This is a genomic window from Streptomyces sp. PCS3-D2 (genome assembly GCF_000612545.2).
Lineage (GTDB): Bacteria > Actinomycetota > Actinomycetes > Streptomycetales > Streptomycetaceae > Streptomyces.
Genome location: NZ_CP097800.1, coordinates 2,246,593 through 2,268,092 on the forward strand (window position 1 = coordinate 2,246,593; position 21,500 = coordinate 2,268,092).

The 21,500-nt window shown below is 70.6% G+C and carries 22 protein-coding genes and 5 tRNA genes; 9 read left to right on the forward strand and 18 right to left on the reverse strand.

All coding sequences use genetic code 11. The annotated features are described in order from the left end of the window. Positions 1 to 116: 116 nt before the first annotated feature. The gene (rpmB, locus tag AW27_RS09075) at positions 117 to 302 is read left to right on the forward strand and encodes a 50S ribosomal protein L28 (RefSeq protein ID WP_007266795.1); all 186 of its coding nucleotides are present in this window, start codon (positions 117 to 119) and stop codon (positions 300 to 302) included. A gap of 118 nt (positions 303 to 420) precedes the next feature. On the opposite strand, the gene thiD is transcribed toward rpmB, so the two are convergent. Then, on the reverse strand, positions 421 to 1,221 hold the full coding sequence (gene thiD, locus AW27_RS09080) for a bifunctional hydroxymethylpyrimidine kinase/phosphomethylpyrimidine kinase (protein WP_037928269.1): 801 nt from the start codon (positions 1,219 to 1,221) through the stop codon (positions 421 to 423). Continuing rightward, entirely contained in the window at positions 1,218 to 2,201 is a 984-nt protein-coding gene (locus tag AW27_RS09085; RefSeq protein ID WP_037928267.1) for a thiamine-phosphate kinase, read from the reverse strand. The genes thiD and AW27_RS09085 overlap by 4 nt, the downstream gene beginning before the upstream one ends. 245 nt (positions 2,202 to 2,446) lie before the next feature. Here AW27_RS09085 and AW27_RS09090 point away from each other — a divergent pair, with 245 nt between their 5' ends. Both AW27_RS09090 and AW27_RS09095 read left to right on the forward strand, forming a co-directional pair. Continuing rightward, positions 2,447 to 2,680: an Lrp/AsnC family transcriptional regulator gene (locus AW27_RS09090; RefSeq protein ID WP_030028650.1), complete on the forward strand. Its 234-nt coding sequence runs from the start codon at positions 2,447 to 2,449 to the stop codon at positions 2,678 to 2,680. Between the two features lie 23 nt (positions 2,681 to 2,703). After that, complete coding sequence (locus AW27_RS09095; RefSeq protein ID WP_037928264.1) at positions 2,704 to 3,195, forward strand: DUF3515 family protein; 492 nt, start codon at positions 2,704 to 2,706, stop codon at positions 3,193 to 3,195. Positions 3,196 to 3,262: 67 nt separating this feature from the next. On the opposite strand, the gene AW27_RS09100 is transcribed toward AW27_RS09095, so the two are convergent. From AW27_RS09100 to AW27_RS09110, 3 genes are read right to left on the reverse strand one after another with little or no spacing between them, the layout of a single operon-like run. Then, positions 3,263 to 4,420 (reverse strand): D-alanine--D-alanine ligase family protein, encoded by a 1,158-nt coding sequence (locus AW27_RS09100; RefSeq protein ID WP_037928262.1) that lies wholly within the window; start codon positions 4,418 to 4,420, stop codon positions 3,263 to 3,265. A gap of 39 nt (positions 4,421 to 4,459) precedes the next feature. Then, positions 4,460 to 5,470 (reverse strand): NAD(P)H-dependent glycerol-3-phosphate dehydrogenase, encoded by a 1,011-nt coding sequence (locus AW27_RS09105; RefSeq protein ID WP_037928258.1) that lies wholly within the window; start codon positions 5,468 to 5,470, stop codon positions 4,460 to 4,462. Then, on the reverse strand, positions 5,467 to 6,219 hold the full coding sequence (locus AW27_RS09110; protein WP_037928255.1) for a lysophospholipid acyltransferase family protein: 753 nt from the start codon (positions 6,217 to 6,219) through the stop codon (positions 5,467 to 5,469). The genes AW27_RS09105 and AW27_RS09110 overlap by 4 nt, the downstream gene beginning before the upstream one ends. Positions 6,220 to 6,388: 169 nt before the next feature. Here AW27_RS09110 and cofC point away from each other — a divergent pair, with 169 nt between their 5' ends. Beyond that, positions 6,389 to 7,270, forward strand: coding sequence for a 2-phospho-L-lactate guanylyltransferase (cofC, locus tag AW27_RS09115; RefSeq protein ID WP_078557019.1), 882 nt, complete (start codon positions 6,389 to 6,391; stop codon positions 7,268 to 7,270). Positions 7,271 to 7,374: 104 nt separating this feature from the next. On the opposite strand, the gene AW27_RS09120 is transcribed toward cofC, so the two are convergent. From AW27_RS09120 to leuC, 4 genes are all read right to left on the reverse strand, one after another. Then, positions 7,375 to 8,052, reverse strand: coding sequence for an HU family DNA-binding protein (locus tag AW27_RS09120; protein WP_037928253.1), 678 nt, complete (start codon positions 8,050 to 8,052; stop codon positions 7,375 to 7,377). Positions 8,053 to 8,196: 144 nt separating this feature from the next. Beyond that, positions 8,197 to 8,424, reverse strand: a complete 228-nt coding sequence (locus tag AW27_RS09125; protein WP_030009267.1) for an SCO5555 family protein — start codon at positions 8,422 to 8,424, stop codon at positions 8,197 to 8,199. 137 nt (positions 8,425 to 8,561) lie between these two features. Then, positions 8,562 to 9,155 (reverse strand): 3-isopropylmalate dehydratase small subunit, encoded by a 594-nt coding sequence (leuD, locus tag AW27_RS09130; protein WP_304949850.1) that lies wholly within the window; start codon positions 9,153 to 9,155, stop codon positions 8,562 to 8,564. A 3-nt stretch (positions 9,156 to 9,158) separates the two neighbouring features. Further along, positions 9,159 to 10,583 carry a 3-isopropylmalate dehydratase large subunit gene (gene leuC / locus AW27_RS09135; protein ID WP_037931113.1) on the reverse strand — a complete coding sequence of 475 codons (1,425 nt, stop codon included), beginning with the start codon at positions 10,581 to 10,583 and terminating at the stop codon, positions 9,159 to 9,161. A 184-nt stretch (positions 10,584 to 10,767) separates the two neighbouring features. Here leuC and ndgR point away from each other — a divergent pair, with 184 nt between their 5' ends. After that, complete coding sequence (gene ndgR, locus AW27_RS09140) at positions 10,768 to 11,484, forward strand: IclR family transcriptional regulator NdgR (RefSeq protein ID WP_007266782.1); 717 nt, start codon at positions 10,768 to 10,770, stop codon at positions 11,482 to 11,484. A gap of 158 nt (positions 11,485 to 11,642) precedes the next feature. Here the strand turns inward: ndgR and AW27_RS09145 are convergent. The 9 genes from AW27_RS09145 to AW27_RS09185 all read right to left on the reverse strand — a co-directional run bounded on the left by AW27_RS09145 (position 11,643) and on the right by AW27_RS09185 (position 15,704). Further along, positions 11,643 to 11,715 (reverse strand) — tRNA-Glu (locus AW27_RS09145). A 14-nt stretch (positions 11,716 to 11,729) separates the two neighbouring features. Beyond that, a tRNA-Gln gene (locus tag AW27_RS09150) sits at positions 11,730 to 11,801 on the reverse strand. A 21-nt stretch (positions 11,802 to 11,822) separates the two neighbouring features. Further along, positions 11,823 to 11,895 (reverse strand) — tRNA-Glu (locus AW27_RS09155). Positions 11,896 to 11,958: 63 nt separating this feature from the next. Then, positions 11,959 to 12,031: transfer RNA gene (locus AW27_RS09160), tRNA-Glu, on the reverse strand. Positions 12,032 to 12,058: 27 nt separating this feature from the next. Then, positions 12,059 to 12,130: transfer RNA gene (locus tag AW27_RS09165), tRNA-Gln, on the reverse strand. A gap of 84 nt (positions 12,131 to 12,214) precedes the next feature. Then, complete coding sequence (locus tag AW27_RS09170; RefSeq protein WP_037928245.1) at positions 12,215 to 12,943, reverse strand: HAD family hydrolase; 729 nt, start codon at positions 12,941 to 12,943, stop codon at positions 12,215 to 12,217. Positions 12,944 to 13,164: 221 nt separating this feature from the next. Next, a complete protein-coding gene (gene gltX / locus AW27_RS09175; RefSeq protein WP_052031265.1) occupies positions 13,165 to 14,640 on the reverse strand; it encodes a glutamate--tRNA ligase in 1,476 nt (491 codons plus the stop codon). After that, complete coding sequence (locus AW27_RS09180) at positions 14,633 to 15,421, reverse strand: fumarylacetoacetate hydrolase family protein (protein ID WP_037928240.1); 789 nt, start codon at positions 15,419 to 15,421, stop codon at positions 14,633 to 14,635. The genes gltX and AW27_RS09180 overlap by 8 nt, the downstream gene beginning before the upstream one ends. Positions 15,422 to 15,518: 97 nt before the next feature. Next, positions 15,519 to 15,704, reverse strand: coding sequence for a hypothetical protein (locus tag AW27_RS09185; RefSeq protein ID WP_037928238.1), 186 nt, complete (start codon positions 15,702 to 15,704; stop codon positions 15,519 to 15,521). Between the two features lie 579 nt (positions 15,705 to 16,283). Between AW27_RS09185 and AW27_RS09190 the strand changes: the two genes are divergently transcribed. The 4 genes from AW27_RS09190 to AW27_RS09205 all read left to right on the forward strand — a co-directional run bounded on the left by AW27_RS09190 (position 16,284) and on the right by AW27_RS09205 (position 21,428). Continuing rightward, complete coding sequence (locus AW27_RS09190) at positions 16,284 to 19,898, forward strand: nitrate- and nitrite sensing domain-containing protein (RefSeq protein ID WP_037928236.1); 3,615 nt, start codon at positions 16,284 to 16,286, stop codon at positions 19,896 to 19,898. A 9-nt stretch (positions 19,899 to 19,907) separates the two neighbouring features. Then, the gene (locus tag AW27_RS09195; RefSeq protein ID WP_030708442.1) at positions 19,908 to 20,321 is read left to right on the forward strand and encodes a roadblock/LC7 domain-containing protein; all 414 of its coding nucleotides are present in this window, start codon (positions 19,908 to 19,910) and stop codon (positions 20,319 to 20,321) included. Between the two features lie 152 nt (positions 20,322 to 20,473). Next, complete coding sequence (locus tag AW27_RS09200) at positions 20,474 to 20,866, forward strand: DUF742 domain-containing protein (protein ID WP_030037344.1); 393 nt, start codon at positions 20,474 to 20,476, stop codon at positions 20,864 to 20,866. Then, positions 20,847 to 21,428 carry a GTP-binding protein gene (locus tag AW27_RS09205; RefSeq protein WP_046776286.1) on the forward strand — a complete coding sequence of 194 codons (582 nt, stop codon included), beginning with the start codon at positions 20,847 to 20,849 and terminating at the stop codon, positions 21,426 to 21,428. The genes AW27_RS09200 and AW27_RS09205 overlap by 20 nt, the downstream gene beginning before the upstream one ends. Positions 21,429 to 21,500 lie beyond the last annotated feature (72 nt).

Here is a 21,500-nt window from a genome sequence, read left to right on the forward strand (position 1 = left end):
GTATGCTGCTCCGGTTGCCCGATGAGAGTCGGGTCTTTCCCCGGCAAACCACTTCAGACCTCTGATCCGGTGCGCCGGATTCACTGTAATTGCATCTGAAGTCTTTGGAGTGACCTGTGGCTGCCAACTGCGACGTTTGCGCCAAGGGGCCGAGCTTCGGCAACAACATCTCCCACTCGCACCGCCGCACCTCGCGTCGCTGGAACCCGAACATCCAGCGCGTTCGTGCCGTGGTCAATGGGACGCCGAAGCGCCTCAACGCCTGCACCTCGTGCATCAAGGCCGGCAAGGTCTCGCGCTGACGCCCGTCGTAGCGCAGCCCCTTCCGGTTGCCAAGAAGGCCGGTTCACCTCTGGTGAACCGGCCTTTTGCCTTGTCCGGGGGGTTCCGGAGGCCGCAACCCCGGGGGCCGGGGCAGGATCACCGCAATCGCCAGGCGTGATCCACCGGGCCGATGCCCCCGCCGAGTGCGAAGCCGCCGGCGATGCCGCCCGTCACGTACTCCTTGGCGGCCGTGACGGCTTCCGGGACCGACAGGCCCTTGGCCAGGCCGGCCGCGATGGCGCTGGCGAGGGTGCAGCCCGTCCCGTGGGTGTGCCGGTTGGAGTGCCGAGGAGCACGCAGCCACCGTTCCGCGGCGCCGTCGGTGAGCAGGTCCACGGCCTCGTCGCCGTGCGCCGCGAGGTGCCCGCCCTTGATCAGCGCCCAGCGGGGTCCGTGGCCGAGGATCGCGTCGGCGGCACGGCGCATGTCGTCCTCGCTCTCCACCACGATGCCGGTGAGCTGGGCGACCTCGTCCAGGTTGGGCGTGGCCACGGTGGCCCGCGGCAGCAGCTCCGTGCGTACGGCGTCCAGCGCCGAGGCGGCGAGCAGGGCGTCCCCGTGCTTGGAGACGCCGACGGGGTCGACGACGGCCGGGGCCGCGGTGTCGGCCAACAACGCGGCCACCGTCTCGACGAGCAGGCTGGAGGAGAGCATGCCGGTCTTCACGGCGTCCACGCCGATGTCGTCCACGACGGCCCGGTACTGGGCCGTGACGGCCTCGGCGGGCAGCTCCCAGGCTCCCCGTACCCCGAGTGAGTTCTGCGCGGTCACGGCGGTCACCACGCTCATGCCGTGCACGCCGAGCGCCAGCATGGTCTTGAGGTCGGCCTGGATGCCCGCGCCGCCGCCGGAGTCCGATCCGGCGACGGTCAGGCACAGCGGCGGTGCCGTGTTCACGTCGTGCCGTCCTGGGCGACCGGGTCGGCTCCGAAGTGGTCCCAGCCGCCGGTGCTGGTCCAGGGCGCGCCGTCGACGGTCACCTGGGGCAGGGCCGAGCGGTTGAGGACCTCGCCGATGACCTTCCAGCGCGCGGGGAGCTTCACGTCGGGCGGGAAGGTCGCCACGATCGCGTGGTCCTCTCCCCCGGTGAGCACCCACTGCAGCGGGTCCACGCCGACGGCCTGGCCGATGTCGTGCATCTGCGTCGGGATGTCGACGGCGGCCGAGCGCAGGTCGATGCGTACCTTGCTGGCCTCGGCGATGTGCCCGAGGTCGGCGATCAGGCCGTCGCTGACGTCGGTCATGGCACTGGCGCCGAGCCCGGCGGCCGCGGGACCGGCGTGGTACGGCGGTTCGGGACGCCGGTGGGCCTCCACGAACGCCCGCGGGGAGCGGAAGCCGCGCGAGAGCACGGCGAAGCCGGCCGCGGACCAGCCGAGCCAGCCGGTGACGGCGACGACGTCGCCGGGCTGGGCGCCGGAACGCAGGACCGGCTCGTGGTTGCGCAGGTCGCCGAGAGCGGTGATGGAGACGGTGATGGTGTCCCCGCGGACCACGTCCCCGCCGACCACGGCGGCGCCGGCGACCTGGCACTCGTCGCGGATGCCGTCCATGAGCTCGGTGGGCCAGGTGACCGGGAGTTCGGCGGGCACGACGAGGCCGAGCAGCAGCGCGGTCGGCACCGCGCCCATGGCCGCGATGTCCGCCAGGTTCTGCGCGGCGGCCTTGCGGCCGACGTCGTAGGCCGTGGACCAGTCGCGCCGGAAGTGCCGGCCCTCCAGCAGGATGTCGGTGCTCGCCACGACGCGCCGGTCGGGGGCCGACACCACGGCGGCGTCGTCGCCCGGTCCGAGCCGGACCGCCGGGGTGGTGGTGAGCCGTGAGGTGAGCTCCCTGATCAGCCCGAACTCCCCCAGCTCGCCGACAGTGCCCTTCATCGCTGTGCCCCTTCTTGCCCAGTCCGCTTGCGGTCGCGAGCCGTCACAGCTCTGGGTACCGTCAACAGATACGTCAACTTGTGCTCTCCGTACGCCCCGCTGTGCGTGGCGCCGGGCCCGCAGGTCTCCCCGTGGCGCACGGCGACGCGGTACCGTGGCGTCCCTTCTTCCCCCGGCCCTGTCCATCGTGTGGGGTCCACCCGAAGATTAGGGGAAATGATCCTCGTGGCCGCCCTGGAGGTTCCGTGGTACAGGCGTACATCCTCATCCAGACCGAAGTGGGCAAGGCGTCGTTCGTCGCCGAGTCCATCGGCCAGATCCCGGGGGTGATCCAGGCCGAGGACGTGACAGGTCCGTACGACGTGATCGTGCGCGCCCAGGCCGACACCGTGGACGAGCTCGGCCGTATGGTCGTGGCCAAGGTCCAGCAGGTGGAGGGCATCACCCGCACCCTGACCTGTCCGGTGGTCCATCTGTAGCCCCCGTCTACTCTTGGCCGGTGATGTCCCTCCACCGCCGGCCCGTCCGTGTCCTGGCCATGCCCGTCGCCCTGGTCCTGTCCGCCCTGGCCGCATGCACCCCGGGCGACACCGGGGCCCGGGTGGAACCGCCACCCGCACCGCCGGCCGACGTCGCGGGGTTCTGTGCGGCACTGCACAAGGAGCTCCCGGAGACGGTGGCCGGCCTGGCCCGGACCCGGACCGAACCGGAGTCCGACCTGACCGCCTCGTGGGGCGGCTCGGCGATCGTACTGCGGTGCGGGATCGCCAAGCCTCCCAAGATGCTGGATCCGAAGCAGGAGGGCGTCCATGTGAACGACGTGGCCTGGCTGCTGGAGAAGCTCGGCGACGGCGGTTTCCGTTTCACCACCGGGCTGCGGCTGGCCTACACGGAGGTGCGGGTCGACGAGGAGCATGCCACGGACGCGGGGATGCTCGTCGGTCTGTCCACGGCCATCGCCGCGACCGTGCCCGAGGGCATCGCCTCCTACTGAGCTCCGGCACACCGCCGCCCGCCGCCCGCCCTCGTGCAAGGCGGCCGGCGGGCGGCGGTACGCGGTGCTAGCGCAGCCCCGTGGAGCGGCGCAGGGCGGCCTGGATCAGGCGGTCCACCAGCTCGGGGTACGCGACGCCGGACTTCTCCCACATCAGCGGGTACATCGAGATCGGCGTGAAACCGGGCATGGTGTTGATCTCGTTGATGACGAATTCGCCGTCCTCGGTGAGGAAGAAGTCGGCCCGCACGAGGCCCTCGCAGGACGCCGCCTCGAAGGCCTCGACCGCGAGCCGCTGCACCTCGGCCGTCTGCTCCGGGGTGAGCGGGGCGGGCACGATCCCGGAGGCGGAGTCGATGTACTTCGCCTCGAAGTCGTAGAAGTCGTGGCTGGACACCGGCGGGATCTCGGCGGGCACGCTCGCGCGCGGCCCGTCCTCGAACTCCAGGACGCCGCACTCGATCTCGCGGCCGCGCAGCAGCGCCTCCACGATGATCTTCGGGTCGTGGCGGCGGGCCTCCCTGACCGCGGCCTCCAGACCGGAGGCGTCGTCGACCTTGGTGATGCCGATCGAGGAGCCGGCCCGGGCGGGCTTCACGAAGAGCGGCCAGCCGTGCTCGGCGGCGAAGTCCAGGATCCTGGCCGTGGCGGCCTCCCGGTCGGCTTCCCACTCGCGGGGGCGGATGGTCACGTAGGGGCCGACGCGCAACCCGAAGGACGTGAACACCCGCTTCATGTAGTCCTTGTCCTGCCCGACGGCGGACGCGAGGACGCCCGAGCCGACGTACGGGATGCCGGAGAGCTCCAGAAGGCCCTGGAGGGTGCCGTCCTCGCCGTAGGGGCCGTGCAGCACGGGGAAGACGACGTCGACCTCGCCCAGGGCCTTCGGGACGGCTCCGGGCTCGGTGTAGACGACCTGGCGGCTGGCCGGGTCGACCGAGAGCACGACGGCGCCGTCCTCGGACTCGGCGAGCTCCTCGACGCTCGGGAGCCTGCGGTCTGAGATGGCCATCCGCGCGGGCTCGTCCGCGGTCAGCGCCCACCGGCCGTCCGTGGTGATGCCGATGGGCAGCACCTCGTACCTGGACCGGTCGATGGAGCGCAGCACGGCGCCCGCCGTGACGACCGAGATGGCGTGTTCCGAGCTGCGGCCGCCGAACACGACGGCAACGCGGGGCTTGCGGCCCTGCTGCTCAGGGGTCTGGGGGAGGTTCTCGCTGCTCATATCGGCATGAGAGTACCCGCTCATGCGTCCGGGAAGGAGTCAGCGACGTTCCGGTTTGGCGCTGCGGCCCATCAGCTCCTTCAGGGCCACGAGGGTGGGCTTGCCGTGATGGACGATGTCCACGACCGTCTCGGTGATCGGCATGTCGACCCCGTGGCGGCCCGCCAGATCGGCCACCGACTGGCAGGACTTGACTCCCTCGGCGGTCTGCTTGGTGACCGCGATGGTCTCCTCCAGGGTCATTCCGCGGCCGAGGTTGGTGCCGAAGGTGTGGTTCCGGGAGAGGGGCGAGGAGCAGGTGGCGACCAGGTCACCGAGGCCCGCGAGGCCGGAGAAGGTGAGCGGGTCGGCCCCCATGGCCACGCCCAGGCGGGTCGCTTCGGCCAGTCCGCGGGTGATGAGCGAGCCCTTGGTGTTGTCGCCGAGGCCCATGCCGTCCGCGATGCCGACGGCGAGGCCGATGACGTTCTTGACGGCACCGCCGAGCTCGCAGCCGATGACGTCGGTGCTCGTGTACGGGCGGAAGTAGGCGGTGTGGCAAGCGGCCTGCAGGCGCTGGGCGACGGCCTCGTCCACACAGGCGACGACGGAGGCCGCGGGCTGGCGGGCGGCGATCTCGGCGGCCAGGTTGGGGCCGGTGACGACGGCGATGCGCTCGGCGGGGACCTTGGCCACCTCCTCGATGACCTCGCTCATCCGCTTGGCGGTGCCGAGTTCGATGCCCTTCATGAGGGAAACGAGGACCGTGTCGGGGGCCAGCAGCGGCGCCCAGGCGGCCAGGTTGTCGCGCAGGGTCTGGGAGGGGACGGCCAGGACGGTGAAGTCGGCGCCGGCGGCGGCCTCGGCCGGGTCGCCGGTGGCTCGGATGTTCGCGGGGAGTTCGACGTCGGGGAAGTAGTCCGGGTTGGTCCGGCCGGTGTTGATGGCGTCGACGACCTCGCCGCGGCGGCCCCACAGGGTCACCTCGCAGCCGGCGTCGGCGAGCACGATGGCGAAGGCCGTGCCCCAGGAGCCCGTGCCGAAGACGGTCGCCTTCGTAGGACGTGTCACTTCTTGCCCTCCCCTGCGGCCTTGCGCCGCTGTTCCGCCCTGGCGTGGCGATGGTCGTACGGCTGCGCGGGCGCGGTCTCCCCGCGCACCTCCTCCAGGAGGCCGGTGATGGCCGCCATGACCACCTCGGTGACTTCCTTGAGGACGTCCGGAGTCGGCTCCCGGTCGTAGTAGGCGGAGAGGTCGACGGGCGGTCCGGCGAGCACCCGGAGGGTCTTGCGCGGAAACAGCCGGACCTTGTTCTCCTTGGCGTAGGGAGGCATGACCAGGTTGGCTCCCCACTGGGCCACCGGGATGACGGGGGCCCGGGTCATCAGCGCGACGCGGGCCACGCCGGTCTTGCCGGCCATCGGCCACATCTCGGGATCGCGGGTGAGGGTGCCCTCCGGGTAGAAGGCCACGCATTCGCCGCGCTCGATCGCGTCCACGGCGGCCCGGAACGCATCGAGGGCGTTGGTGCTCTCCCGGTAGACGGGGATCTGGCCGCTGCCGCGCAGGATCGCCCCGACGAAGGGGACCTTGAAGAGGGCGGCCTTGGCGAGCAGTCGGGGCACCCGGCCGGTGTTGTACTGGAAGTGCGCGTAGGAGAGCGGGTCCAGGTACGAGTTGTGGTTGACGGCGGTGATGAAGCCGCCCTCGGCCGGAATGTGCTCCATTCCCCGCCAGTCCCGCTTGAAGAGCACTACCAGCGGCGGTTTTGCGATGACCGCCGCCAGGCGGTACCAGAAGCCGATTCTGCGGCGGGACACTCGGACACCTTCCTCTAGGACCGGTGCGCGGCTGGGGCACCTCGTCGTCGGCCGGACAAGTGTCACCCCGGGCCCGGTCTCTGTCGAGAACACGGTACGCCCCGCTCACACCGCCGGGCTCCCGGGCTGCCCGGGCAAAGGCGACAATGGGCCGACACATGACCCGGCCATGACCTGTCCTTGGCCCGGGGAGGGCGCGGCGCGCACCGGAGGAAAGGGGTCCGACACGAACGCCGTCTGGAGTCTGGTGGTCCCGTTGAAGCCCCTGTCGGTGGCCAAGAGCCGTCTGGCGGCAGCGGTGGGGGCCTCACGCCCGGGTCTGGCCCTGGCCTTCGCCCAGGACACCGTCGCGGGGGCGCTGGCCTGCGCCGCGGTCGCGGACGTGGTGGTGGTCACGGACGATCCCGCGGCCGGGGTGGAACTGGCCAGGTTGGGGGCGCGGATCGTCCCGGACGTCCCGGCGGCCGGGCTCAACGCGGCCCTGGTCCACGGTGCACGGGCGGCGCGGGAACGGCGGCCCGCCGCCGCGGTCGCGGCGATGAACGCCGACCTTCCGGCACTGCGACCCCCGGAATTGCTACGCGTGCTCGAAAACGCCTCGGTATTTCCACGCGCATTTCTGGCGGATGCCGCCGGAATCGGGACGACTCTGCTTTCCGCAGCGGCGGACGTGGAATTGGCCCCTTCCTTCGGGGGCCCTTCGCGGGCGAGGCATTCCGCCTCGGGGGCCGTCGAAATCGCACTGACGGACGTCGACAGCGTGCGAAGGGATGTGGACACCGCGGCGGACCTGCGGACGGCGCTCGCCCTGGGCGTGGGGCGTCACACGGCCCGATACAGTGCGGCTATGCAGGCGACCGCGTACACGTACGACTCCCAGACCCGCAGCGGCAGTGTGCTGCTGGACGACGGCACCCCGGTGTCCTTCGAGGCCCCGGCGTTCGACGCGGGCGGTCTGCGGCTGTTGCGTCCCGGACAGCGGGTCCGCATCGAGACGGACGGCGCGGGCGCGGAGCTGCGGATCACGCTGATCACGCTCCAGACCTTCTGAACCGGTCCGGCACGGCGTCCGCGGGGCACCCGGCGACCCCGGAACGCACCGCGGGCCGGCTTCCCCGAGGAGGGAAGCCGGCCCGGCGTGTGTGACTCGTGCCCCTACTTCTTGCGGGCGGTGGTCTTCTTCGCGGTGGCCTTGCGGGTCGCCGTCTTCTTGGCCGGCGCCTTCGTCGCCGCGGTGGCCTTCTTGGCCGCCGGGGCGGTCTTCTTCGCGGCGGCGGTGGTCTTCTTCGCCGCGGCCGTGGCCTTCTTGGCGGTGGTGGTCTTCTTGGCGGTCGCCGTCGCCTTCTTCGCCGCGGCCGTGCTCTTCGCCGCCGTCTTCTTGGCGGTCGCGGTGGTCTTCTTCGCCGCGGTCTTCTTTGCGACCGTGGTCTTTGCCGCCGCCTTCTTGGCGGTGGTGGCCTTCTTCGCGGCGGCCTTCTTGACCGTCGCGGAGGCACCGCCGGTGAGGCTGCCCTTCGGCGCCTTCTTCACCGACACCTCGCCGCCCTTGGGCAGCTTCTTGGTGCCGCTGACCAGGTCCTTGAAGCCCTGGCCGGCTCGGAATCGGGGCACCGAGGTCTTCTTGACCCGGACGCGCTCACCCGTCTGCGGGTTGCGGGCGTAACGGGCCGGACGGTCGACCTTCTCGAACGAGCCGAAGCCCGTGACCGAGACCCGGTCGCCCGCGACGGTAGCGCGGACGATGGCGTCCAGTACCGCGTCGACAGCGTCCGCGGCCTGCTGGCGGCCGCCCAGCTTGTCGGCAATCGCTTCTACGAGCTGCGCCTTGTTCACGTCTTCCCCTTCGGAGACTTCGCCAGAACGAATGTGTTCAAGCTTATTTCGCACGTTAGGCGGATATATACCGCAAATCAAACACGAAACGGGCTAATCACCCTAGTGCCGCAACGCCGGAGGCGGTTACGGAGTTCCTTCGCATCAGTCGCCTTCAGGGAATCGACCCTCGTCGAGGTCCTTCATCAACCTGTCCAGGCGCCTTGCCGCATCGGCGAGATCGTGCTTCGCCGCGGCCGTGACGACCAACAGCTTCCGGGACAGCGCCATCCTTACGCCCTCCGGGACTTGCAGTGAGCGCACCCGTGTGTGTGCTTCTTTCAGCCGGTCCGCGACGAGTTCGTAGAGCTCGAGTTGACTGTCGCGTTCCATGCACAGATTGTGCCATCTGGGGCGAGTTGTCGCCTCACGGGGCCTCAACAAACGACTGTGCCCCCCGCCGGAGGGCGGGGGGCACGGTGTTGTCGACGCGATCAGCCGGGGCTGAATAAGCGCTGATCAGGCAGGAATCAGGCCTGAATCGTGCTCGGTTTGAAGGCGGGGCGGGTGCTTTCGTAGGTGGCGATGTCCGCTTCGTTCTGAAGGGTGAGCGAGATGTCGTCGAGGCCTTCGAGGAGGCGCCAGCGGGCGTTGTCGTCGAGTTCGAACTCGGCCACGACGCCTTCGGCGCGCACCTGGCGGTCGACGAGGTCGACGGTGATCTCGGCGGTGGGGTCGGCCTCGGTCAGCTTCCACAGACGCTCGACGGTCTCCTGCGGCAGGACCACGGTCAGCAGGCCGTTCTTCAGCGAGTTCCCGCGGAAGATGTCGGCGAAGCGGGAGGAGATGACCGCCTTGAAGCCGAAGTTCTGCAGGGCCCAGACGGCGTGCTCGCGCGAGGATCCGGTGCCGAAGTCGGGGCCGGCGACGAGCACGGTCGCACCGGCGCGCTCCGGACGGTTCGTGACGAACTCCGGGTCCTTGCGCCAGGCCTCGAAGAGCCCGTCCTCGAAGCCGTCGCGGGTGATCTTCTTGAGCCAGTGGGCCGGGATGATCTGGTCGGTGTCGACGTTGCTGCGGCGCAGCGGGACGGCCCGGCCGGTGTGGACGGTGAAGGCTTCCATGGTTCAGACTCCGGCGGTCGCGTCGGCGGCGGACAGGTCGGCGGGCGAGGCCAGATGGCCCAGCACCGCTGTGGCGGCGGCCACCTGCGGGGACACCAGGTGGGTACGCCCGCCCTTGCCCTGCCGGCCCTCGAAGTTGCGGTTGGAGGTGGACGCGGAGCGTTCACCGGGCGCCAGTTGGTCGGGGTTCATGCCCAGGCACATCGAACAGCCCGCGTGCCGCCACTCGGCCCCGGCCTCCTTGAAGACCTTGTCCAGGCCCTCTTCCACGGCCTGGAGGGCCACGCGGACCGACCCCGGAACGACGAGCATCCGTACCCCGTCGGCGACTTTGCGGCCCTCGATGATCCCGGCCACGGCGCGCAGGTCCTCGATGCGGCCGTTGGTGCAGGAACCTACGAAGACGGTGTCGACCGTGATGTCGCGCAGCGGCTGCCCGGCGGTCAACCCCATGTACTCCAGGGCCTTTTCGGCGGCGAGGCGCTCCGAAGCGTCCTCGTACGAAGCCGGGTCGGGGACGCTGGCCGACAGCGGCGCGCCCTGGCCCGGGTTGGTGCCCCAGGTGACGAACGGGGACAGCGCGGAGCCGTCGATGACGACCTCGGCGTCGAAGACCGCGTCCTCGTCGGTGCGCAGGGTCTTCCAGTACGCGACGGCCGCGTCCCAGTCCTCGCCCACCGGGGCGTGGTCGCGGCCCCGGAGGTAGTCGAAGGTGGTCTGATCGGGGGCGATCATGCCCGCCCGGGCGCCGGCCTCGATCGACATGTTGCAGATGGTCATGCGGGCTTCCATCGAGAGCTTCTCGACGGCCTCGCCGCGGTACTCCAGGATGTAGCCCTGGCCACCGCCGGTGCCGATCCTCGCGATGATCGCCAGGATCAGGTCCTTCGCGGTGACCCCGTCGGCCAGCTCTCCGGTGACCGTGATCGCCATGGTCTTCGGACGGGCCAGCGGCAGGGTCTGGGTGGCCAGCACGTGCTCGACCTGACTCGTGCCGATACCGAAGGCCAGCGCACCGAAGGCACCGTGCGTGGAGGTGTGCGAGTCACCGCAGACCACCGTCATGCCCGGCTGGGTCAACCCCAGCTGCGGCCCCACGACGTGGACCACGCCCTGCTCGACGTCGCCCAGCGGATGCAGGCGCACACCGAACTCGGCGCAGTTCCTGCGCAGCGTCTCCAGCTGCGCCCGGGAGACCGGGTCCGCGATCGGCTTGTCGATGTCGAGGGTGGGGGTGTTGTGGTCCTCGGTCGCGATGGTGAGGTCGAGGCGCCGGACCTTGCGGCCGGCCTGGCGCAGCCCCTCGAAGGCCTGCGGGCTGGTCACCTCGTGCAGCAGGTGCAGATCGATGAAGAGGAGGTCGGGCTCGCCCTCGGCGCGCCGGACGACATGGTCGTCCCAGACCTTCTCCGCGAGTGTCCTACCCATCGCTTTCCCTCCGGCCGGCGGGTTGTGCCGGCGCTTCATAGAGATCTCGTGCCGCCAGACGCCCGTACCCCACGTCCCGGACGACGGCTCGGACCCAGTGGTTCGTGGACCCGCACATACAGACTCGCTGGTTCTTGGAAAAATTGAACTTGCGTTTCACAGTGTGAGACGTGAATATCGTTTCATGGACAACTCTAGCGGCGTCGGCGTTCTCGACAAGGCAGCTCTGGTATTGAGCGCACTGGAGTCCGGTCCGGCCACCCTCGCCGGGCTGGTCGCGGCGACAGGGCTCGCACGACCCACGGCACATCGCCTTGCCGTGGCACTGGAACACCACCGGATGGTGGCGAGGGACATGCAGGGCCGGTTCATCCTCGGCCCGCGGCTGGCGGAGCTCGCCGCCGCGGCCGGCGAGGACCGACTGCTGGCCACGGCGGGACCGGTACTCACCCACCTCCGTGATGTGACGGGCGAGAGCGCACAGCTCTACCGTCGCCAGGGAGACATGCGTATCTGCGTGGCGGCGGCGGAACGACTGTCGGGCCTTCGGGACACCGTCCCGGTCGGCTCCACGCTGCCGATGAAGGCCGGCTCGGCCGCCCAGATCCTGATGGCCTGGGAGGAGCCCGAGCGCCTCCACCGCGGCCTGCAGGGCGCGCGCTTCACGGCGACGGCTCTCTCGGGCGTACGGCGCCGCGGCTGGGCGCAGTCGATCGGCGAGCGGGAGCCCGGTGTGGCATCCGTCTCGGCGCCGGTGCGCGGGCCGTCGAACCGCGTGGTGGCCTCGGTGTCGGTGTCCGGGCCGATCGAGCGGCTGACCCGCCACCCGGGCCGCATGCACGCCCAGGCCGTCATCGACGCGGCTGCACGGCTGACGGAGGCGCTGCGCCGCTCCGGCTGACGCCGGCCCCCCATCCCTTCACCCCCGGGCCCGGGGGCGCGTACGACGCCGCACACGTCCGAACACGCGCCGCCGGGCCCGCACTTGCGTCCGCGCCGGCCCGACGGAACACAGCGAAGAGGCCCTCCGCGGTGAACGCGGAGGGCCTCTTCCATGCGTACCCCCGACCGGATTCGAACCGGCGCTACCGCCTTGAGAGGGCGGCGTGCTAGGCCGCTACACAACGGGGGCTTGCTTGTACTGCGCTGGGCTACCAGGACTCGAACCTAGAACAAAGGAACCAGAAACCTTCGTGTTGCCAATTACACCATAGCCCAATGTGGTCTATACCAGACCAGTACCCCCGACCGGATTCGAACCGGCGCTACCGCCTTGAGAGGGCGGCGTGCTAGGCCGCTACACAACGGGGGCCCTAGCGATCCTGCATCAAGACGTCCGGGAGCTACCCAAAGGAGATCTTGCGGGAAGGATCTGTACCCCCGACCGGATTCGAACCGGCGCTACCGCCTTGAGAGGGCGGCGTGCTAGGCCGCTACACAACGGGGGCAAAGCACTGCGTTACTGCTGCACTGCGCTGGGGTACCAGGACTCGAACCTAGAATAAGGGAACCAGAAACCCTCGTGTTGCCAATTACACTATACCCCACCGAAAGTCAAGCCCTTGGGGCTTTTGTTTCGAGTGGCGCCTCCGTCCGGCCTTTCGGCCCGCTCCGGCGGCGCAGAAAGAACATTACCGGATGCCTGACCGTGCTCCAAAACGGGTATCCCGTGCCAGCAGCTCCGGCAGTCGGTCAAGGCCTTCGATGCGGTGCGCCCCCTCGGGTCCCGGACCCCGGCCGCCGGCCCGGTCGATCCAGACGGCCAGCAGCCCCGCGTCACGGGCTCCGCGCGCGTCGATCTCGGGTTGGTCCCCCACGTACGCCACCTCCCCCGGCGGCAGTCCGAGCGCCTCGCACGCGGCCAGGAACGCCTCCGCCTCGGGCTTGCTCACACCGAGTTCGACGGCGCAGACCAGCACCTCGAAGCGCTCGCGCAGCCCCAGGTGGCGCAGCTTGGGGTCCTGGTTGGCGGCGGAGGAGTTGGAGAGCACCCCGTGCCGGTACCCGGCCGCGAGGGCGTCGAGCGCCGGAACCACGTCGGGGAAGACCGTCCAGGCGGCCTTGTAGTGCTCGACGTAACTGTCGAACCAGGCGTCGGCCTCGGCCTCGGTCATCCCGGGCTCGTCGAGGAACTCCCGCACCCGCTCCTGCCGCTGCCCCTGGAAGGTGCCCACCCCCGCCGCGAAGCGCGCCCAGTGACGGTCGGTGATCTCCCGCCAGCGGGCGAGTGCCTGTGCGGGCGTCCCGTGCCACCCGGCCGGTCGGACGGCCCCCAGCTGTGCGGCGAGCCCGGTCGCGTCGGCCCCCGTGTAGTCGAAGAGGGTGTCGTCGATGTCCCACAGCACGGCGCGGATCGGCATGTGCCCGAGCCTACGCCGCGGGCACCCGCGCGGGGGCCGCGACGGGGAAGTCCGTCACGGGACGGGGTGCGCGGCACGGTCCCGCGGGCGCGTGGCGGCCGTTTCCGCGGCACCGCCGGTCCGCTGCCGGGCAGGCTCTGCGCACCGCGGGCGGAACGCCGCAGGGGGCGGCGGCCGGGGTACGGACGCCGCCCCCTGCGGGACGTACGGGGACGCGCGGCTCAGCCGGCCAGCTTGGCCAGGGCCGCGTCGATGCGGGCCAGCGAGCGCTCCTTGCCCAGGATCTCCAGGGACTCGAAGAGCGGCAGGCCGACCGTGCGGCCGGTGACGGCCACGCGGACGGGGGCCTGGGCCTTGCCGAGCTTGAGGCCGTGGGCCTCACCGGCGGTCAGGACGGCCTGCTTGAGGGACTCGGGGTCAGACCAGTCGGCGCCGGCCAGCTTCTCGCGGGCGGTGGTCAGCAGGGCCGCCGGCTCGCCCTTCATCGCCTTGTCCCAGGAGGCCTGGTCCTCGACGGGCTCCTTGCGGAACAGGAAGTCGACGTTGGCGGTGATCTCCGACAGTACGCCCACCCGCGTCTGGGCGTACGGCGCGATGCGCTCCCAGGCCTCCGCGTCGAAGTCCTCGGGCTCCCAGTTGGCGTGCGGAGCCTGCAGCCACGGGGCGCAGCGGTCCGCGAACACCTTCGGGTCGAGCAGGCGGATGTGGTCGCCGTTGATCGACTCGGCCTTCTTGAGGTCGAAGCGCGCCGGGTTGGCGTTCACGCCGTCGATGTCGAACTTCCGGACCATCTCCTCGATCGAGAAGACGTCCTGGTCCTTGGAGAAGGACCAGCCGAGGAGCGAGAGGTAGTTCAGCAGGCCCTCGGGGAGGAAGCCGCGCTCGCGGTACAGGTTGAGCGAGGCCTCGGGGTCGCGCTTGGACAGCTTCTTGTTGCCCTCGCCCATCACGTACGGCAGGTGTCCGAAGGCGGGGGTGCCCTTGGCGACGCCCAGCTCGATCAGCGCCGCGTAGAGGGCGATCTGGCGCGGGGTCGAGGAGAGGAGGTCCTCGCCGCGCAGGACGTGCGTGATCTCCATCAGCGCGTCGTCCACGGGGTTGACCAGGGTGTAGAGCGGGGCGCCGTTGGCCCGGACGATGCCGAAGTCCGGCACGTTCTCCGGGGTGAAGGTCAGCTCGCCGCGGACCAGGTCGGTGAAGGTGATGGGCTCGTCGGGCATCCGGAAGCGGACGATCGCGGGGCGGTGCTCGCCCTGGTACGCCTCGATCTGGACGGTGCTGAGCTCGCGGCAGTGGCCGTCGTAGCCGGAGGGCCTGCCGGCCGCGCGGGCGGCGGCGCGGCGCGCGTCGAGCTCCTCGGTGCTGCAGTAGCAGTGGTAGGCATAGCCGCCGTCCAGCAGCTTCTGCGCGACGTCCCGGTAGATGTCCATGCGCTCGGACTGGCGGTACGGGGCGTGCGGGCCGCCGACCTCGGGGCCCTCGTCCCACGTGAAGCCGAGCCAGCGCAGCGAGTCGAGCAGCTGGTCGTAGGACTCCTCGGAGTCGCGGGCCGCGTCGGTGTCCTCGATGCGGAAGACGAACGTACCGCCGTGGTGGCGCGCGAACGCCCAGTTGAAGAGGGCGGTGCGGACCAGGCCCACATGGGGGTTGCCGGTCGGGGAGGGACAGAAACGTACGCGGACTGGTCCGTTAACCACGCTTGATCACCTTGTTGGTGAGAGTGCCGATGCCTTCGATGGTGACGGCGACCTCGTCGCCGACGTTGAGGGGGCCGACTCCGGCCGGGGTCCCCGTGAGGATGACGTCGCCGGGGAGCAGCGTCATGGCCTCGGTGATGTGGACGACCAGGTCCTCGATGGAGCGGACCATGTCACTGGTGCGGCCCAGCTGGCGCTGCCGGCCGTTGACCGTGCACTGGATGGCCAGGTCGCTCGGGTCGAGGTCGGTCTCGATCCACGGGCCGAGGGGGCAGGAGCTGTCGAAGCCCTTGGCCCGGGCCCACTGCTTCTCCCGCTGCTGGACGTCGCGCGCCGTGACGTCGTTGGCGCAGGTGTAGCCGAGGATGACGTCCCTGACGCGCTCCTTGGGGACCTCTCGGCACATGCGGCCGATGACCACGGCGAGCTCCGCCTCGTGGTGCAGGTCCTGGGAGAAGGAGGGGTAGGTGATCGGGTCACCCGGGCCGACCACCGAGGTGGACGGCTTGAAGAAGGTGATGGGGGCGTCCGGGACCTCGTTGCCGAGCTCTGCCGCGTGCTCCGCGTAGTTGCGGCCGATGGCCACGACCTTGTTCGGGAGCACGGGCGGCAGGAGCCGGACCTTGCTCAGCGGGACCTTGGTGCCCGAGAGCTCGAAGTCCGCGAACGGGATGCCCTTGATGATGTCGAGCACGAGCGACGCTTCGTTGCCGGGGGCGGCGTCGCCCTCGACCGCGCCGAACGCGACATTGCCGTCGATCGAGAACCTGGCGATGCGCACGTGTTGCGTCTGCCCCTCTGTATTTCCGCTGGCTGGAGTCTGCGTTCCCCAGGCTAACGCGGCAGGCGGCAGCGCCTCACGTTCCGTGCGGGACGGCTTACTGCGCGGCGGCGACCGGCGCGTCCATCAGGACGGTGCGCCGGGGGTTGGCGGTCTGCGTCGGCAGCTCGACGGCGTGCTCCGGGGAGGCCGGTGCCGCCTGCAGCTCCTCGGCGTCCTTGAGGTGCGCGAGGGTGGTGCGGCGGGGGTTGGCTATGTTGCGGAACATCGTCGTGGTCTTCATCGGAGTTCGGGGTCCTCGGTTCGGTCCTGTGGATGTCGGCGGGCGCGAGAGACCGGCCCTGACGCCAACCCTTCAAGGGGCAAGGCTAAACATCTGAATCCCCCGGCGAACCGGGAAGTAATGGCCACGGCTATGTGAGTTTGCTCACCCGCGACCGGACATTGCCCCCATAAAGGACAGTCAACGAGGGGCGAAGAAACGGACATTGCGCCACTGAATGCGTCATTCCGCTCCTGATCATCGCGACTGGGACACCTTGACAGCCGCGTTGTTTGGATGACGTAAGTCCGTTTTCAACCGAATGCGGTCACACATCGTGTAGCGCGAGCGTCACAAGCCGTGACCGACTCTCCGGGGGACCACGCGCACCTTGTTGGAGATCCGCCACTGTGCTGGAATTCGCGGGACCGCCGCGGGACTCAGTCCGGCGCGCAGGTGGCGCGACTCAGCGCCGAGCGGCGGAAAGAAAGGGAGACGCGCCGGTCACCGACGACCACCATGGGGCCGAAAGCGCCCCACGACTCGACACCGTTCCGCCGTTCACCCGGCGGGGCGCCTGGTCCAGAGGTTGCGACGCTAGTGCAGGGACGATTCAAGAGGGATGGCAAGGGGTCTCCCCAGGCCCGCCAGGGCCGTGGGGAAGCTGCGGCGGAGCAGGAGCCGCGCGGCGGGACCGACCGTGGCTCCTCGCCCCAGCACGCCCAGAACCGCGGGCCGGCCGTCGAAGGCGCAGGCCCCGACGCTGCCGCTGCGGTGAAGGCCAAGGGCCGCGTGAAGTCCGTCAAGGCCTTGAAGGCCAAGGACAAGGACAAGGCCGGTGCGGCCGAGCATGACGCGGCGATACCCAAGGCCCCCAGCGGGCCCGGTTCTCGCCTCGCCATGCAGAACTGGCGCATCAGCACGCGACTCGTGTCGCTGCTGACCCTGCCGGTCGTCGCCGCCACCACGCTCGGTGGCTTCCGTATCAACGACTCGCTCAACGAGATCGCGCAGCTGGAGCACATGCAGCTGCTGACGACCATGACGCGTCAGGCCACCAACCTGGCCGCCATGCTCCAGGAGGAGCGCGACCTCTCCGCGGGTCCGCTGTCGCTGTCGCAGGGCAAGACCAACAGCAGTGTCGACGGTGCGCGCACGCAGACCGACACCGCCGTCGAAGCCTTCGCCGCCGCGACCGACCGGATCGACAGCACGGGGGAGCGGGACGACACCCTCAAGTCGATCCGCAACAACGTGCTGCAGATCGGCCGTCAGGTCGCCAACCTCAAGACGATCCGCGACAAGGCGTACGTCAACGGCGCCCAGCAGACCGTCAGCGAGTACAACGCGATGATCGTCTCGCTGCTCTCGCTCTCCCAGGACATGGCGCAGGCCACCTCCAACCCGGAGATGATCAAGCGTACCCGTGCCCTGGCCGCGTTCTCCGCCGCCAAGGAATACGCCTCCATCCAGCGCGCGATCATCGCCGCCTCGCTGCCCGAGACCTCGGACAAGCAGGGCAAGCTCGAGGAGAACGACCGTCTCTACGCCCTCTCCGCCCAGAAGGGCGAGCAGCAGGCGAAGACCACCTTCGAGCTCGTCTACCAGGGCCGCACCGAGGAGCTCCTCGCGGGCCTGGGCGACAGCAACTCCGAGATCTCCAGCGCGGACCACTACGCCCGCCGCGTGCTGGCCAGCCAGGACGCCTTCCTCCGCGAGAAGAACCGGTCCTGGCTGGACTGGTACGACGCCGACGGCACCAAGCTCCAGGCGATGAAGGTCATCGAGCTGACCCTCCTGGAGGAGATGGAGCAGAAGGCCCGCGAGCTGAAGAACGAGGCCCAGCAGGACGCCATCATCAACGGTGCGCTGATCCTCCTCGTCCTCGGTGTCTCCATCGTCGGCGCCTTCGTCATGGCCCGCTCGATGATCCGCTCGCTGCGCCGCCTGCAGGACACCGCGACCCGGGTCGCCCAGGACCGTCTGCCCGAGCTCGTCAAGCAGCTCTCCGAGTCCGACCCGCAGGACGTGGACACCTCGGTGGAGTCGGTCGGCGTGCACACCCGCGACGAGATCGGCCAGGTGGCCGCGGCGTTCGACGACGTGCACCGCGAGGCCGTCCGCCTCGCTGCCGAGCAGGCACTTCTGCGAGGCAACGTCAACGCGATGTTCACCAACCTCTCGCGCCGCTCGCAGGGCCTCATCCAGCGTCAGCTCTCGCTCATCTCCGAGCTGGAGTCACGCGAGGCCGACCCGGACCAGCTGTCCTCCCTCTTCAAGCTCGACCACCTCGCGACCCGCATGCGCCGTAACGGCGAGAACCTCCTCGTCCTCGCGGGCGAGGAGCCGGGCCGCCGGTGGACCCGCCCCGTCCCGCTCGTCGACGTGCTCCGCGCCGCCGCGTCCGAGGTGGAGCAGTACGAGCGCGTCGAGCTGGCCTCGGTGCCCGGCACCGATGTCGCCGGCCGCGTCGTCAACGACCTCGTGCACGTGCTCGCAGAGCTGCTGGAGAACGCCACCTCGTTCTCCTCCCCGCAGACCAAGGTCAAGGTCACCGGCCACGCGCTGCCCGACGGCCGCGTGCTCGTCGAGATCCACGACACCGGTATCGGCCTCTCCCCCGAGGACCTCGCCGCGATCAACGAGCGGCTCGCGTCGCCGCCCACCGTGGACGTCTCCGTCTCCCGCCGCATGGGTCTGTTCGTGGTCGGCCGCCTGTCCCTGCGACACGGCATCCGCATCCAGCTGCGTCCCTCCGACTCGGGTGGTACGACGGCCCTCGTCATGCTCCCGGTCGACGTCGCCCAGGGCGGCAAGAAGCCTGGCCCGACGCCGGGCCAGGGCGGTGCCCAGGGCGGACCCGGTACCCAGGGCGGTTCTGCCGGCCAGGCTTCCGTGCCCGGTCCGGGCGCACGTCCCACCGTGGGCGCGGGCCCGCAGCGCGGCCAGGTCGGCGGAGGTGGCCAGCGCGCCGCCCTGCCCGGTCGGGACGGCGCTCCCGGCCCGCAGCGTCCCCAGGGGGGCCGGCCCCCGCAGCAGGGCGGTCCGGGTGCTCCCGGCGTCCGTCCGCAGCCGGGCCAGACCACCGCGGGACAGGGCCAGGGTGCCTTCGGTTCCGGCCCGCTGCCGACGCGCGGCCCGGTGCCCAGCGTCGGCTACGGCGGCGGCCCGCAGGGCCGTCCGGCCTCCCCCGGCGGCTCCGGCTTCCAGCAGGGCAGTGGCTTCGAGCGTCCGCAGCAGCACCAGCCGCAGCAGGCTCAGCAGCAGCCGACCGGTCCCGCGGCCCAGGCCCCGGGCGGTCAACTGCCGCCGCGCGGCGGCGCCCGTCCGGAGCTGCCCGGCCCGCAGGCCACCAGTTGGGGCTCCGACCAGGCCCGCGGCCACGACGAGCTCTCGGGCCCCGGCTCGACGTCGGAGTTCGCGCGCCCGGACTTCAACGCCCCGATGCCTCAGGGCGACGGCGCGGGCAGCACCACCGGGCAGTTCGAGCGTCCGGACGTGCGGGGCCCCGTCGACCCGTCCACCACCGGCCAGTTCGAGCGGCCGGGCTACCAGCCCCAGCGGCCCGGCGGCCCCGGTGTCGGCGGGTTCGCCCGCCAGCCCCAGGCCCAGCGGCCCGGTGGCGAGTACGCGCCTGCCCAGCCCGAGGCCCCGCGACTGCCCCAGCCGCAGCGGCCCGAGGCACTGCCGCCGGCCCAGAGCTCCGGCGAGGCCCGCAGCCCGATCTTCGACACCCTGGAGTCGAACTGGTTCCGCGAGGAGGGGCAGCAGTCCCCCGCGCAGGTCCCGGGCGTACCCCACCAGCCGCAGCAGTCCGCACCGACGGCCCCGCAGCAGCACCAGTTGCCGCAGCGCGGCCAGGAGCACGCGGCCGACCAGGCCCAGACGACGACCGGCAGCATGCCGACCGTAAGCTGGAAGTCCTCCCCGAACGACGAGCTGATGCGGCAGGCCGAGCGCGTGCGCCAGCCCGCCGCGGGCGGCATCACGACGTCGGGGCTGCCCCGCCGGGTCCCGCGGGCGAACCTCGTGGCCGGCACCGCGCAGCAGCAGGCCGACGCGCAGGCGGGTCCGCAGGTCTCGCGGGCGCCGGACGACGTCCGCGGCCGTCTGACCAACCTCCGACGCGGTATCCAGCAGGGCCGTCAGGCTGGCAACAACAGCCAGACGACCGGCAGTTACCACATCGACCCCACTTACCAGCAGGAGCGATAGTTGAGTTCGATGAGCCAGGCGGCACAGAACCTGAACTGGTTGATCACCAACTTCGTGGACAACACCCCCGGGGTGTCGCACACGGTGGTGGTCTCCGCCGACGGCCTCCTTCTGGCCATGTCCGAGGGTTTCCCCCGCGATCGCGCCGATCAGCTGGCGGCCGTGGCCTCCGGTCTGACCTCGCTGACCGCCGGTGCCTCCCGCATCTTCGAGGGCGGCGCCGTCAATCAGACCGTGGTCGAGATGGACCGGGGATTCCTGTTCCTCATGTCCGTCTCCGACGGGTCCTCGCTGGCCGTGCTGGCGCACCCGGAGTGCGACATCGGCCTCGTGGGCTACGAGATGGCTCTTCTGGTGGATCGCGCGGGCAGTGTCCTCACCCCGGACCTGCGCGCCGAACTGCAGGGAAGCCTGCTCGGCTGACTTCCCCTCCCCCGGCCGGACGGTACTACCGGCCGGGGGACCGGGGCCCACGCCCCGGAATCCAGTACCACCGCCAGGCCGTCATACCGCTCCCCCCACCGGCCGCCCCGTCAGACGGCACGCTGACCACTGCTGTCCAGCCCGGAGGATCCATGACCCCGCCCCCCGCCTACCCCGATGCGTACGGAGATTCGTACTCGGAAGGCGATCAGCCGTTGGTGCGTCCCTACGCGATGACCGGCGGCCGGACCCGGCCCCGCTACCAGCTCGCCATCGAGGCGCTGGTCAGCACCACCGCCGATCCGATGCACCTGTCCGGCCTGCTCCCCGAGCACCAGCGCATCTGCACCCTGTGCCGCGAGGTCAAGTCGGTCGCCGAGGTCTCCGCGCTGCTGTCCATGCCACTCGGTGTGGCGCGCATCCTCGTGGCCGACCTGGCCGAGGCCGGCATGGTGGCCATCCACCAGCCAGGCAATGGAGAGGCCGGCGGCACGCCGGATGTAACGCTGCTCGAAAGGGTGCTCAGTGGCCTTCGGAACATCTAGCGGAGCGGCTCCCCGCTCCACCACCTCCGCGAAGATCGTGGTGGCGGGCGGCTTCGGCGTGGGCAAGACCACGTTCGTCGGAGCCGTGTCCGAGATCAACCCGCTGCGCACCGAAGCCGTCATGACGTCCGCGAGCGCGGGCATCGACGACCTCACCCACACCGGTGACAAGACGACCACCACGGTCGCCATGGACTTCGGCCGCATCACGCTCGACCAGGACCTGATCCTCTACCTGTTCGGCACGCCCGGCCAGGACCGCTTCTGGTTCATGTGGGACGACCTCGTCCGCGGCGCCATCGGGGCGATCGTGCTCGTCGACACGCGCCGCCTCGCCGACTGCTTCCCCGCGGTCGACTACTTCGAGAACAGCGGCCTGCCCTTCGTGGTGGCTCTCAACGGCTTCGAGGGGCACCAGCCCTACACGCCGGAGGAAGTCCGCGAGGCCCTGCAGATCGGGCCCGGCGCGCCGATCATCACCACCGACGCCCGCCACCGCGCGGACGCCAAGAGCGCGCTGATCACGCTCGTCGAGCACGCCCTCATGGCACGTCTGAAGTAACGGGCCCGGGCGGCGGTGCGGCGCCAACTGCCGTACGACAGGGGCGGGCTGTGTCCTATGACACGGCCCGCC

Bases quoted from the DNA above. Each gene is read 5' to 3' on its own strand.
- AW27_RS09100 (WP_037928262.1), bottom strand. From the start codon at position 4,420: ATGAGCAGCGAGAACCTCCCCCAGACCCCTGAGCAGCAGGGCCGCAAG.
- leuD (WP_304949850.1), bottom strand. From the start codon at position 9,155: ATGGAAGCCTTCACCGTCCACACCGGCCGGGCCGTCCCGCTGCGCCGC.
- leuC (WP_037931113.1), bottom strand. From the start codon at position 10,583: ATGGGTAGGACACTCGCGGAGAAGGTCTGGGACGACCATGTCGTCCGG.
- AW27_RS09200 (WP_030037344.1), top strand. From the start codon at position 20,474: ATGACCCCGCCCCCCGCCTACCCCGATGCGTACGGAGATTCGTACTCG.
- AW27_RS09095 (WP_037928264.1), top strand. From the start codon at position 2,704: ATGTCCCTCCACCGCCGGCCCGTCCGTGTCCTGGCCATGCCCGTCGCC.
- AW27_RS09195 (WP_030708442.1), top strand. From the start codon at position 19,908: ATGAGCCAGGCGGCACAGAACCTGAACTGGTTGATCACCAACTTCGTG.
- AW27_RS09085 (WP_037928267.1), bottom strand. From the start codon at position 2,201: ATGAAGGGCACTGTCGGCGAGCTGGGGGAGTTCGGGCTGATCAGGGAG.
- ndgR (WP_007266782.1), top strand. From the start codon at position 10,768: ATGGACAACTCTAGCGGCGTCGGCGTTCTCGACAAGGCAGCTCTGGTA.
- cofC (WP_078557019.1), top strand. From the start codon at position 6,389: ATGACCTGTCCTTGGCCCGGGGAGGGCGCGGCGCGCACCGGAGGAAAG.
- AW27_RS09185 (WP_037928238.1), bottom strand. From the start codon at position 15,704: ATGAAGACCACGACGATGTTCCGCAACATAGCCAACCCCCGCCGCACC.
- AW27_RS09125 (WP_030009267.1), bottom strand. From the start codon at position 8,424: ATGGAACGCGACAGTCAACTCGAGCTCTACGAACTCGTCGCGGACCGG.
- AW27_RS09170 (WP_037928245.1), bottom strand. From the start codon at position 12,943: ATGCCGATCCGCGCCGTGCTGTGGGACATCGACGACACCCTCTTCGAC.